Below are 13,828 nucleotides of genomic sequence, written 5' to 3'. Positions count from 1 at the left end.
CGTAATTTGCGCAACTCTACAGAAAGGCGGTCAAGGGCGCATCGAAAAAAGTGTAACAAAGTTTCGCAGTCACGAATCCTGCCCCGCGGACCCAACAACGCTAAGCCGCGGCCTTTCTTCTCTGGCCTTTGCTTTGAAACGCCCAACGAGGCTGAGCACGAAGGCGAAGAAGACTGGCACGAAGAAGATTGCCAGCACGGTCGCCGAAATCATGCCGCCGAGGACACCGGTGCCGATCGCATTCTGGCTCGCGGCGCTCGCGCCGGTGGCGATCGCGAGGGGGACGACCCCGAGTGTGAACGCCAGCGAGGTCATCAGGATCGGCCGGAACCGGAGATGCGCCGCTTCGACCACCGCATCGGGAACGGATCGGCCCTCGGCGACCAGATCCTTGGCGAACTCGACGATCAGGATCGCATTCTTCGCCGACAGGCCGACAATCGCAATCAAGCCAACGAGGAAGTAGACGTCATTGGGAAGACCTCTCATCATGGCCGCGCAGACCGAGCCAATCACGCCGAGCGGGACGACGAGCATGACGGACAGGGGGATGGCCCAGCTTTCGTAAAGCGCCGACAGAAGCAGAAACACCAGAAGGATGCTGAGGCCGATCAGCGCCGGAGCCTGAGAGCCCGAGCGTATCTCCTGAAGCGACTGGCCTGTCCATTCGTGGCCGAAGCCCGCCGGCAGCTGGCTCGTCAGGCGCTCCATTTCCGCAATGGCATCGCCCGAGGAGTAGCCGGCTGTGGACTGGCCACTGATGCGCAGCGAAGGGTAGCCGTTGTATCCCACCACCTGCGACGGTCCGCGAACCCAGTCGATCGAAGCAAACGAGGAGAGCGGCACCATGCCTCCGTGACTGTTGCGCACATTCAGTGCCAGCAAGTTGTCCGGCTGTGTGCGCTGAGAGGAATCGGCCTGCACGGTGACGCGCTGCATGCGGCCCGCGTTTGGATAGTCGTTGACATAGGACGATCCGAAGTTTGCGGAGAGGGTTGCGTTGATATCGGCGAAGCCGACGCCGAAGGCATTTGCCTTTTCACGGTCCACCAGAAGATTGATCTGTGCCGCATCAGGTAGCCCCTCAACTCGCAGCCCAGTCAAGATCGGGCTGTTTCGGGCAGCTTCCAACAGCTGAGACGCGGCTCCAGCAAGCGCCGCCTGCCCCGCGCCGGACCGATCCTGCAGACGGAAGGCGAAGCCGTTGGAGTTGCCGAGGCCCTGGATCGGAGGCGGCGACAGCGCGGTGGCCGCCGCATCCCGAATTCCACGAAATTTGGCATTTACCCGCGATGCAATCGCGGCTGCGCTGTCATTGGGTCCGCGCTCGCTCCAATCCTTCAAGGTTACGAAAGCCAGTCCGGCGTTTTGTCCCGAGCCGGAAAACGAAAATCCGGAAATGCTGACGACCCTTGCGACGGCGGGCTCGGCCGTGACGATCGTTTCCATCTGCCGGATCGCCTCGCGTGTCCGGTCCGAGCTCGCCTCTGCGGGGGTCTGCAGATCGACGATCAGAAAGCCCTGATCTTCATTGGGCAGAAACGAGGAGGGAAGCTGGAGATAGGCCCAGCCCAATCCGCCGAGCAGGACGACGTACAGGATCATGAAACGCCCGGCTCGGCGCACCGTCATGGCGACGCTCGATGAATAGCGTTTCGTGAGGCGGTCAAAGCCTCTGTTGAACCAGCGGAAGAACCGCCATTTGCTTTCGTGGTGCTTGGTGATCGGCTTAAGGAACGAGCCGCACAGAGCCGGCGTAAAGGTCAGTGCCAGAAGCCCGGAGAACAGGATGGACGCGACCATCGTCAGGCTGAACTGCTGGTAAATGACGCCAACGGCTCCCGGGAAAAACGCCATCGGCACGAAGACCGCGGTCAGGACAAGCGTGATGCCGATGATCGCCCCGGTGATCTGCGACATGGCCTTCTTGGTCGCCTCCTTGGGCGGGAGCCCCTCCTCGGCCATTATTCGCTCGACATTCTCGACAACGACGATCGCGTCGTCGACGAGGATGCCGATCGCAAGCACCATGGCGAACATGGTCAGAACGTTGATTGAGAAGCCTGCCGCGAACATGATCGCGCAGGTTCCAAGCAGCGCGACGGGAACGACCAGCGTCGGAATGATCGTGTAGCGAATATTCTGCAGGAAGAGGAACATCACGATGAAGACAAGGCCGATCGCCTCGAGCAGCGTGTGCAGCACCTTCTCGATCGACACTTCCACAAACGGCGTGGTGTCGTAGGGAATTTCGAACGAAAGCCCTGCCGGAAAGAACGGCGCAAGTTCCTGCATCTTGGCGCGCACGGCTTCCGCAGTCGAAAGCGCATTGCCGGTAGGCGCCAGCTGAATACCGATCGAGGCGCTGGGCTGCCCGTTCAACCGGCTTGCGAAATTATAGTTCTCCCCGCCGACTTCCACGCGGGCAACATCGCGAAGGCGCACGTTCGAGCCATCGGAATTTGCCCGCAATACGATGTCGCCGAATTCGTCGGGATTGGTCAGCTGTCCGGGAACGTTGACGATCGTCGATATCTGCTGGCCCGGCATGTTCGGACTGGCGCCAATCTGCCCGGCGGCAACCTGAGCGTTCTGCGCCGAAATCGCATTGGTGACATCGGCGGCAGTCAGGTTCAGGCCAAGCATCTTCTCCGGATCCATCCAGATGCGCATCGAGCGCTGCGTGGCGAAGAGCTGGGCGCTGCCGACGCCCGGAATGCGGCGCAGTTCCCCGATGACGTTCCGGTTCAGGTAGTCCCCGAGACCGATCGCATCCGTCGCTCCATCGTCGGATTTGAGAACGACCATCATGAGAAACGACGTGCCGGCGCGGTCGACGCGAAGCCCCTGCTGCGTCACCGTTCTCGGCAGGCGAGCCTCAACGCGGGCGATGCGGTTCTGTACCTCGACCTGCGCCTCGCCGACATTGGTTCCGGTCTCGAAGGTGACCGTCATCTGTACCCGGCCGGATGCTTCGGACACGGACTCGAAATAGAGAAGCCCCGGGACGCCGTTGAGCTCTTCTTCGACAAGGCGCGTGACGGATTGGTAGATGGTTTCCGGTGTCGCGCCGGGATAGTTCGTCGAGATGGTTATCTGCGGCGGCGCGACCTGGGGATAGCGCGCGATGGGAATGAACGGCAAGGTGAGCACGCCCGCCAACGAAATGAAGATCGCGATGACCCAGGCAAAGATCGGTCGCTGAATGAAAAAACCTGCCATCGAGAATACCTTGTGGTCTGAGCGGGGGGATATTAGTTCACGCGGCCCGTGCTGCCGCCCACGGGCTCGGCGGCGGCCAACGCAGGGGGCGTCCATGGTTGCGGCTGCACACTCGCGCCGGCTCTCGCACGCTGAAATCCATCGACCATCACCTGGTCACCGGCCGCGATGCCTTCTTCGATCAGCCAGGTGTTGCCATCCGCACGCCCCACGACAACTTTTCGCTGCTCGAGCTTGTTCTCGCCATTCACCACCAACACGCTCGCCTGACCTCCGGCATCGCGCTGAACCGCCTGCTGGGGCACGGACAGGCTTTGATTGTCGACACCCTGTTCAACCGTCACACGCACATACATGCCGGGCAGAAGTTCGCCGCCGGAATTCGGGAACTGGCCGCGCAAGGTGATCTGACCGGTCGTCTCATCAACCGCAGCTTCGGAAAAAAGCACGCGACCGGGCTCGCCGTATTCCGATCCATCATCGAGACGAAGCGTCACTCTCGCTTCGTTGGGACTGGCGGCGAGACGCCCGGCCGCAAGCGCCTTTCGCAGGCGAATAAGATCAGCGGCCGGCTGCGTGAAATCCGCATAGACTGGATCGAGTTGCTGGATCGTTGCGAGATTCTCGCTTCCCTCAGCCGAAACCAGCGCTCCTTCAGTGATCAGCGCCCGCCCGATCTTGCCGGAGATCGGCGCCGTGACATTGGCATATTGCAGGTTCAACCTGGCCGTGACCACGCCGGCCTCCGCAACGGCAACGTCCGCGTCGGCCTGGGCAAGACGAGCGATCGCGGAATCGTAATCCTGTCTGGACGTCACGTTCGACCGGCGCAACTGCTCCTGACGGTCCGCCGTCTGCCGCGCGTCGAGTTGCGCGGCCTCGGCGCGACGAAGCGTGGCTTCCGAACTGTCGACCTGCGCTTGAAAGGGAGCCGGATCGATCCGGTAGAGAACATCGCCGCGCTGGACGATCGCCCCCTGTTCGAAGACCTGCTCCGTGACGATACCCGAAACGCGTGGGCGAACCTCAGCAACCCGCGTCGCAGCAATTCTTCCTGGAAGCTCGGTCACGACAGACGACGGTTTTTGCGCGACCGTGACGACGCCGACGGTCGGAAGAGGCTGCGCCTGCGGCGTCGATGCCTCACCCTGCTCGCATGCCGTCAAGGCACACGTGCTGATAAGAACCGCGGCCAGGCGTAGGGTCAGTCTGCTCATGAAGCGCTCCAGTAGGGTTTCAAGGAGGCGGCGACTTGCCGCGCAACCGGCTCGTCCGACAGTTCGCGCCGGCTGGCACCGGCTCTAGCTGTAGGCAAACGAGGAACTCATGCGGCGACGACAACGTCTTCGAGACCTTTCCGATCACCTTGGGGCCCAGGATTTACAGATCGGGTGTCGCAGATATTTGCCATCGGAGGACTAAATTGTATCAAGCTGTCGCAGCTGCCGACGCCGTTTGGCTGATCGTTGGTGCGCTTTTCCGAAAGCGGGCGGCACAACCAGCGTCGCTTTATGCATTAGCGATTCATTAACCGGGCTTGGATAGAAATTGTTAACCATCCCGTCGATGCATGGCGGGTGCCCGTTAGCCTCGACCGAACCAGATGAAATCACTGCTCTCGGCATTCTCCCGCCGCCTAGGCTTGTTCACGGCACTTGCATCGGCCACGCTGCCGGCGCACGGCCTTGCCCAGTCTGCGTGGTCCGGTACTGCGGATAATGAGTTCAGCAATTCATCCAACTGGACCCCATCCGCGCCGGGGTCCAGCGACACCGCGCGTGTGGATGCAGGTTCTCCGCAGGTCACAACGGACGTCACGATTGGCCATCTCGATGTCGGTGGCGGCAACGTTACCGTCACCTCTGACGGTACGCTCAATGCTGCGAGCGGCATTACGATCAGCGCGGGCAGTCTTGGCATCAACCAGGGGGGCGTCGTCAACTCGGATGTAAACCTGGACGGCGGCAGCCTGTCTCTTGATGGCAACCTCAGTGGCCAGCTAAACCTCAATAACGGCAATGTCACCGTAACCGGCACCGGCACGCTCACCAGCGCCGAGGTCAAGGCCGGGACGGCCCTCACCAATAATGGCGCCACCGGCGCGGCGAACATCTCCGCTGGCGGAACATTGGTCAACAACAGCGGCGCGACGATTACGACGGTCAGCAATGCCGGCACGGCGTCGAACGCCGGTGCGGTAGGCAGCCTGACCAATACGGCGGGGACCTTCACCAATAACGTCGGCGGAACGGTGACCGGAAAGACGACCATCACGGGCGGGACCGTCACGAATAACTTCGTCATCACCGATGCAGATGTGGCCGCGACCGCTGCCTTCATCAACAACGCCGGAGCCTCAGCCGGCGCGATCAGGAATTCCGGCACCGTCACAAACGCGGGAACGATCGCCTCCATCCAGAATGACGCTGGGTCATTCACCAATAATACGGGCGGTATCGTCACCGGCACGACCAACGTCGACGGCGGGAATGTGACGAACAACGCCACGCTTAATGGGGTTGAGGTCGGCACGGCAGGCATTTTCACCAACACCAGCGGCGCCATCGCAGGGGCGGTCACGAACGCCGGCACCACATCCAACGCCGGCGCGATTGCGAGCCTGACCAATACGGCGGGCACCTTCACCAACAACGCCGGCGGAACGGTGACCGGAAAGACCACCGTCACTGGCGGAACCGTCACGAACAACTTCGTCATCACCGATGCCGACGTCGCCGCCACCGCTGCCTTTATCAACAATACGGGAGCCACGGCCGGCGCAATCAGGAACTCCGGCGCAGTTACAAACGCCGGCACGGTCGCCTCCCTGCAAAACGATGCCGGAACCTTCGTCAATAATGCAGGTGGGGTCGTCAGTGGCAACACCAGCGTCAATGGCGGCATCGTTACGAACAACGCCACGCTCAACGGCGTTGAGGTCGGCACGGCGGGCATCTTCACCAACGCCACTGGCGCGACCGCCGGGGATGTCACGAATGCCGGCACGACATCCAATGCCGGCACGGTTGCCAGCCTGACCAATAGGGCTGGCACTTTCACCAACAATAACGGCGGCACGATTGCCGGGCAAACCGTGGTCGCAGGCGGAACTGTGATCAACAATTTCGTCGTTACCGACGCCGACGTCGCAGCCGTGGCCTCGTTCGTGAACAACAGTGGAGCCACTACGGGCGCGATCAGGAACTCCGGGAGCGTCACAAATGCCGGAACGATCGCCTCCGTTCAAAACGACGGTGGGAGTTTCGTCAACAATGCGGGTGGCTCGGTAACCGGCACCACGACAGTGAGCGGAGGCGAGGTCGTCAACAATGCGGCATTGGCCGACGTCGATGTCGGCGCGCAGGGCACGCTCATCAACAACAGTGGCGCAGTGGCGGGAACGATTACAAATGCCGGCAGCACCGCAAACGACGGAACGGTCGCCGCATTGGTGAACAATGGCGGCACGTTCTCGAACACCGGAACCATAGCGGGAACGGCAACGGTTTCGGGCGGCGCGCTGATCAACGACGGCACTATCTCGGGCGCGGTCGACGTCAATGACGGCGGTCTTCTATCCGGTAGCGGCGTCGTCGGCGGGCTCCTCGTGAATGCCGGCGGCTCGTTGTCACCAGGACCGGGTATTGCGACGCTCAGCGTCAACGGCGATCTGACGTTTGGCGCCGGCTCGACCTATCAGGTGGACATCCAGTCCGATGGCCATTCCGACAGTGTCAATGCGACAGGCGCGGTTTCCATCCAGGGAGGCACGCTCGATATCAGAGCGGCAGGCGGCAATTATGGGACGACGAGCAGCTACACAATCCTGACCGCCGGAAGCGTTACTGGCGCCTTCGATAATATCTCAAGCGATTTTGCCTTTCTGTCGCCGACACTCACCTATGATGTCACCGGCATAGACATGACGCTCGATCGCAACAATGTGCGCTTTGCAGACGTTGCCGATACGGCAAATGGTCGGGCAACGGCTACGGCCGTGGAAGCATCAGGGTCGGGCAACGCGGTCTATGATGCAGTGTTGTCACTGGATGACATCACTGCGAAAAGCGCATTCTCGCAATTGAGCGGCGAGGTTCATGCCTCGCTCAAGAGCGCCCTCCTGTGGGAGAGCCGCTTCACACGTGAGGCGATCCTCAATGACATCGCTTCACACGAGGACGACGCGGTTTTCTGGACCTCCGGCTACGCATCGTCCAACCGTTGGTCGGACAATGGAAATGCGGCGGGGATCGATACCGGCGTTTCCGGTGTCGTGTTTGGAGCCGATGCGCCGATCTCCGATCAATGGCGCGTTGGCGCGGTAGCGGGTTACAGCAGAGGCTCCTTCAACCAGGCGGACACCGATTCCTACCACGCCGGGCTTTATGCCACGGGCGACTTCGGGCCGATAACCCTCACAAGCGGCGCCGTTTATTCCCATAACGAAGCTTCAATACACAGGGACGTCTCGTTTGGAACATTTTCGGATGAACTGAACGCCAAGTATGCGAGCGCCACCAGCCAGCTGTTCGCCGATGTCTCGTGGACGCAACAATGGAATGCCGTCAGGTTCCAGCCATTTGCCAACCTCGCTTACGTCAACCTCAAGACCGACGCATTTCAGGAAAGTGACGGCGCTGCAGCTCTGTCATCGGCGGGCGGTAACGATGCGATCGCCACATCGACGGTTGGGTTGCGTTGGTCCATGGATTGGTCGCAAGGCGACGTGCCTATCCTGTTCTCAGGCATGTTGGGATGGCGACATGTCGCGGGTGATGTGACGCCATATTCCAGCCTCGCCTTCGCCGGCGGTTCGCCATTCCTCATCGGTGGCGTCGATATTCCGGAAAACTCGGTCGTGACACAGTTTGGTATTTCGGCAAAGCTTTCCAAGTCGGCGCGCTTGACACTCGCCTACACCGGTGAGTTTGGCAAAGATCTGCGCTCCAGTGCAGCACAGATCAATTTTGTCACACGCTTCTAGAGGCCGACCCGCAAGGGCATCAGGCATAGCCCTTGGCAAGAGCCGGTGCAATCTGGAGCGTGCCATCGCCTCGATAACATGAGTTAAAAGGTAATATTTTCTACCTGCCGGAATTGTCAGAGTTGACGATCGCTGGTAGTGCCACCCCCGTGATGGATACGGCTTATTCCCAGGATCTGCTTACGATATTTCTAAGTCTGCGTAAGCGTTTGCATCTTACGATAGCCCGGCACGTGCGATCTCAATCGACAGCCGAGGATCTCGTGCAGCCACGTTTTTGCGACTTTGGGAGCGCCGATCCCACCTGCCGCAACGGTCGATGCTATCCGGCTACGTGGTTCGCACAGGGCGCAATCTTGCGATCGATTTCAACCGACGCGCGCGCATCGTTCCCTTCGTTTATGATATCCGCTTGCTTGAGTTCATGGTCGACACCACCCCGTCGCCCGAAGAGAACGCAATCGCTGCACAAACCCTGCGGGGTCTGTCCAGCGCAATTGCCGCCCTTCCTCCGAGAGCGCGGAAAGTCTTTGTAATGGCGCGGATCGAAGGCATGACCTATGTCGAGATCGCCGAAAGGCTCGGCATATCGCCGAAAACGGTCTTCAGCCACATGGTTGTCGCACTTGAGCGCCTCGAAGCATTCCAGCAAGACGAGCCATAATTTATTCTTCCGGGCACTTTCGACCCCGGTTTTTGGTGTCGCCACTCGTTTACTCACATGACTGGCTATCGGGATATGCGATGAACGATCTTCCGGACAAAGGCAAAGACGCCGAAAGGACACACGAGGCTGCGACCTGGTTCGCTCTTCTCCTTGATGAGAACGCGTCGACAGCGGACTACGAGCGGTTCCGCACTTGGCTTCTCGCCGATGAGAGAAATGCGCGCGCCTATGCGCGCATTGAAAGGGTTTGGGGCCATGCGGCGGTGGAGCAGGCACGGCCAGATGATGCTGTCTCGCGCCGCGGCTTCTTAAAGATCACGAGTGGCATCGTGCTGTTGGCTGGAACCGGCGGAACGGCTTGGCATATCGCGACACGCCCTGATTCCTCCACAGGCACGGGTGAGATTCGCAGCCTGACTCTCGCGGACGGATCGACAGTCGAACTTGGCGCTGCGAGCGCGATCTCGGTGGACTTCACAGCATCCATACGTCGCATCGTGCTGCACGGCGGCGAAGCCTTTTTCTCCGTTGTGCCCGACAGTCGGCGTCCTTTCAGGGTCGAAGCCGGCAGCCTTGCCGCGACGGCCCTCGGCACCGCCTACGCCGTAGCGATTGCGCCCGAGCGCACGAGTGTCGCGGTTACTGAACACAATGTGAGAGTGGAAGCAGGCGGCAGAAGCGTCGATCTCTCGCAGGGCGACGCTATCGACTGGCAAGACGGGGTACTTGGCAGCCCGATCATCGGAGATGCGGAAAGCCGCGTGAGATGGCGCGAACGGCAACTGGTCTTCCTCGCAAGACCCCTGGGCGAAGTTATCGCGGAGGTGAACCGCTGGCGCAAGGGACGGCTCTTCATTCCCGACGCCGCACTCGCCGCCAGAAGAGTGACCGCCATTCTCGACGTCAACGACATTGACGGCATCGATGCGACGCTTGAGCAGGGATTGCCGATCTCGCTGCAGAACTACACATCGCTTCTGACCATCGTCACGACCCGAAAATAATTTTACCGCAACACTCAGGTTTTTGCGTCCGCCATTCGTAAAGCACGCAGCCGGTCTTGGGAGGAGCCGGGAAACAAGCATTTTGCGGGGGCAAAAGTCATGACGTATAAGATTGAATTTCATGGAAAGTCGCTGGCTCGGGGCACGGCGTTGGCAATGATCGGGTGGCTTGCGGCAGCAACCGCCGGCACTGCCCAGGATGCAGCCACATCACACACATTCAGTATTCCCAGCCAATCAGTGGCCTCCGCCCTCGTCCGTTACTCCGCCATAACCGGCTCCAATATTGTCTATGACGGAACCCTGCCTGCCGATGCGCGCAGCCGCGCCATCCAGGGTCAGCTTTCGGACCGCCAGGCACTGCAGCAGCTCCTTTCCGGCACGGACTTGCGCTACACATTCGGCGCCAATGATACGATCACGATCATCGCGTCCGGAACAGTTGCTACCGACACCAGCGGCGCAACGGCACTTCAGCCGATCTTGCTGAGCGGCGGCGCTGCACCGGGCAGCTACGATGCAACCGAGAGCTCTGTCGGAACCAAGACCGATACGCCGCTGCGTGACGTGCCGCAATCGATCCAGGTCGTCAAGCGTAGCGTTCTCGAAGACCAGCAGGCGACGAGCCTGACCGAAGCGCTCGAGAATGTGTCGAACGTCCGCGAGAGCTCAACAGCCGCCAACCGCGCGCCATCCTACGTGTTACGCGGCTTCACAGCGAACAGCTACGCCGTTGACGGCGTGATGCTTGATGGCGCGGTCAACAATCCGGAGAACAGCACCGAACCCGACATGGCCGGCATAGAGAGAGTGGAGGTCCTGAAAGGGCCAGCCTCTGTTCTATATGGCCGTGGCCAGCCCGGTGGCCTGATCAACATCGTCACCCGCCAGCCCACCGAAGAACTGACAGCGGAAGCCAAGACGCAAGTCGGCAGCTACGGCTTCCGACGCGCCGAGGCGACGGTCAGCGGTTCCCTCAATGCAGACGGCTCGCTAACAGGTCGCCTCACGGGTGCAGCGCAGCGCGATCAGGGCTTCGTCGAGGAACGGCAGGCCAGCGAAAGACAGTACATCGGCGGCGTACTGCAATGGTCTCCGGATGACGATACCCTTGTCAATCTCAGCGTCAGCCGGACTCATCAGGATCAGCCTTATGACCGCGGTTTGGTCGTAAGCCGCGACGGCGAGATTCATATCCCCTATGATCGGTTTCTCGGCGAAGACTGGTCCATGGTCGACAATCACAAAACACAGATTGCTCTCACTGCCGAGCACCAGGCTCTCGATTGGTTGAAGCTCCGAGGCTCCGTTCGCTATAATGGGTCGTTGTCGCGAGATACCGGGATCGATTTGCGAGACCTGGCAGCAGATGGGCGGACGCTCTCACGCCGCTACAACCATCGCACCCAAGATCTCAGCAATCTCGATCTGCAATTCGAGACGGTCTTGAATTTCGATACTGGCGATATCGGCCATACGGTTCTGGCCGGCGTCGAGCACACCCGCTCCAGTTTGGATTTCTGGCGCGAACGCGGTAACATCGCGTCGATCGACATTTACGACCCTGTCTACGGGGCGCCGATGACGCCCACGAGCGGCCTCCTGGATTACACGCAGGAAATGGTCGCCAGTTCAGTCTATCTGCAAGATCAGATCGACCTCAGCAATCAATGGAAATTGCTGGCGGGCCTGCGCTACGACTATTTCGACCAGGACAATACCGTGCGCGTGGGTGATCCCGAACCGTCGGTCAGTGACGGCGCTCTAACGTGGCGGACTGGTGTTGTCTATCAACCGACCGACGCGCTTTCCTTCTACACCAGCTACGCCACGAGCTTCATGCCGCAAAGCGGTCTTGGCGAGAACAACACGCCGCTCGATCCGGAAAAAGGCTGGCAGATCGAGGCCGGCGTCAAGGCTGACCTTATTCCCGATCGGCTTTCCGCAACGTTCTCCGTGTTCCACATCACCAAAAACAATGTTGCCGTCTCTGTGCCGGGCGAAGATTATTCGCGCCTGACGGGTCAGCAGCGTTCGCGCGGCGTTGAATTGGATGTGGCCGGCGAGATCATGCCTGGTTGGCAGATTATCGGCTCGCTCGGCTATCTCGACGCCCAAGTCAGCAGAGACAGCGATGCGTCCATCATTGGCAACCGCCTCACCGGTACGCCGCACTGGAGCGGCAGCCTGTGGACGACCTATGAGTTCCAGACCGGCAAGCTCGAAGGCCTGAAGCTGGGCACCGGTATCACCGCCACAGGCGAACGCCCCGGCGACCTGGAAAACAGCTTCTTCGTCGATGGCTACTACACCCTGGATGCGTCACTCGCCTACAAGATCAACGAGCATCTGGACTTCTCGCTTATCGGTCGTAACCTGACCGACCAGCGCTACATCGAAACCACGGCGGGCAGAACAGACAACTACGCGGGCAGGCCGATCAACGTCATGGCATCCCTGAAGGCGAGTTTCTGACGGCTTAAAGGGAGCCGTTCCTCCCCTCCCAACGGCTCCCTTTTATACGCCAACATTCCATGATCCGCCCGTTATCAGTCCGCCTGTGCGCGGACACGCAGCGATCTGCGGGACGAAAGACCTCAGCGACGAACGGGCGGCATCCCGGTGACACGTTCCCAGAACTCATCGGCCCGTTTTTCAAATGTCGATGCGCCGCGCGCGTCGCTCTGGTAGAAGGCTCCTCGGGGGATCCCTTCCGCGTAGATCTGCTCGACCCAGCCTCGGGCATCATCATGCGGAAACTGGTATCCGACATGGCCGAGCGAAGCAGCCCCCTTGTAATGCGCATCACGCAAATGCAGCGGGACGCTTTCCGGGGGCTGTGAGGCGACGTATTGGAGAGCAAGCCCCAGGCCTCGGGAAGCCGAACTCGACTTAGGCGCACGCGCCAGATGAAGGGCGGCATGTGCCAGAATTGTCTGCGCTTCCGGATATCCGATTTTCTCAACCGCCTGTGAGGCCGCCACCGCGGTTTGGAGCACCGAGTTATCGGCCAATCCGATATCTTCCGACGCATGAATCATGATGCGCCGGGCGATGTAGCGCGGATCCTCGCCGCCGTGGATCAGCCGTGCGAGCCAATAAAGGGTCGCGTCCGGATCCGAACCGCGCATGGATTTGATGAAAGCCGAGACGATGTCGTAATGGGCATCACCCGAACGATCGTGATTGATAGGGGCCGACGCGTAGGCTTCGTCGATCATGTCATCTGTGATGACGATGTCTTCCTCGCCAGCGTGACCGACGGCCAGGCTCTCCAATGTGGTGAGAGCCCGGCGGGCGTCTCCACCCGAACGGCCGGCAATCAGCCGGACCATATCGGGCGTCAGGACAATCGGAATGTCGGTCGCGTGCAGATGATCGACGCCGCGCCGGACGACCTGCTCCATCTCGCCAAGCGTCAAAGGCTCGAGCCTGATGATCGTCGAGCGAGAGACAAGAGCGGGTGTCAGGACATGGAACGGATTGCCAGTCGTGGCGCCGATGAAGTCGACGAGCCCCTCTTCGCAAAGCGCCAGAAGATCGTCCGTCTGGGTCGCCGAGAAGCGCTGAACCTCATCGACGAAAATCAGGGTTGGATGGATGCGGGCGTCGTCCGCGATACGGCGGATATCGGCAACGCCCGCCCGTGTCGCATTGAGAGGTCGGAACGTCTTGCCGAGCATGTTGCCGACGGCGCGGGCGATCGACGTCTTGCCGAGGCCGGGAGGACCGTAAAGTATGATGCTTCCCAGCCGGCCGGCCGCAATACGCCGGCGCAGGATGGAGCCAGGAGCAACAACGGCTTCCTGGCCAATGATGTCGTCGAGCGTCGCTGGCCTCAGCGCCGCGGCAAGAGGTTGCGGATTCATCCGCGCAGCAGTGTCAAACAGGTCGCTCATCAGGTCATCCGGCGGATCGGCAATCACTCATCCGTGGCTCGTCAGCCATTTT

7 protein-coding genes are annotated in these 13,828 nt (G+C 60.6%); 4 read left to right on the top strand and 3 right to left on the bottom strand.

Going from position 1 to position 13,828, the window contains the following annotated elements; all coding sequences use genetic code 11:
* Positions 1-69: 69 nt before the first annotated feature.
* A complete protein-coding gene (locus ACODTZ_RS16630) occupies positions 70-3,222 on the bottom strand; it encodes a multidrug efflux RND transporter permease subunit (RefSeq protein WP_489026848.1) in 3,153 nt (1,050 codons plus the stop codon).
* A 32-nt stretch (positions 3,223-3,254) separates the two neighbouring features.
* Positions 3,255-4,439, bottom strand: a complete 1,185-nt coding sequence (locus ACODTZ_RS16625) for an efflux RND transporter periplasmic adaptor subunit (protein WP_052214154.1) — start codon at positions 4,437-4,439, stop codon at positions 3,255-3,257.
* A 386-nt stretch (positions 4,440-4,825) separates the two neighbouring features.
* On the opposite strand from ACODTZ_RS16625, the gene ACODTZ_RS16620 reads away from it, so the two are divergent.
* The 4 genes from ACODTZ_RS16620 to ACODTZ_RS16605 all read left to right on the top strand — a co-directional run bounded on the left by ACODTZ_RS16620 (position 4,826) and on the right by ACODTZ_RS16605 (position 12,352).
* Positions 4,826-8,206 carry an autotransporter domain-containing protein gene (locus tag ACODTZ_RS16620; protein WP_489026847.1) on the top strand — a complete coding sequence of 1,127 codons (3,381 nt, stop codon included), beginning with the start codon at positions 4,826-4,828 and terminating at the stop codon, positions 8,204-8,206.
* A gap of 319 nt (positions 8,207-8,525) precedes the next feature.
* Positions 8,526-8,870, top strand: coding sequence for an RNA polymerase sigma factor (locus ACODTZ_RS16615; RefSeq protein WP_489026846.1), 345 nt, complete (start codon positions 8,526-8,528; stop codon positions 8,868-8,870).
* Positions 8,871-8,950: 80 nt separating this feature from the next.
* Positions 8,951-9,877: a FecR family protein gene (locus ACODTZ_RS16610; RefSeq protein ID WP_489026845.1), complete on the top strand. Its 927-nt coding sequence runs from the start codon at positions 8,951-8,953 to the stop codon at positions 9,875-9,877.
* Between the two features lie 99 nt (positions 9,878-9,976).
* A complete protein-coding gene (locus tag ACODTZ_RS16605) occupies positions 9,977-12,352 on the top strand; it encodes a TonB-dependent siderophore receptor (protein ID WP_489026844.1) in 2,376 nt (791 codons plus the stop codon).
* Positions 12,353-12,474: 122 nt separating this feature from the next.
* Here ACODTZ_RS16605 and ACODTZ_RS16600 read toward each other — a convergent pair whose 3' ends face one another.
* Entirely contained in the window at positions 12,475-13,776 is a 1,302-nt protein-coding gene (locus tag ACODTZ_RS16600) for a replication-associated recombination protein A (RefSeq protein ID WP_489026843.1), read from the bottom strand.
* Positions 13,777-13,828 lie beyond the last annotated feature (52 nt).

This window comes from Rhizobium sp. FG113 (assembly GCF_057809895.1).
Note: the sequence above shows the minus strand (reverse complement) of the source record. Positions and strands in the feature narration are given on the sequence as shown.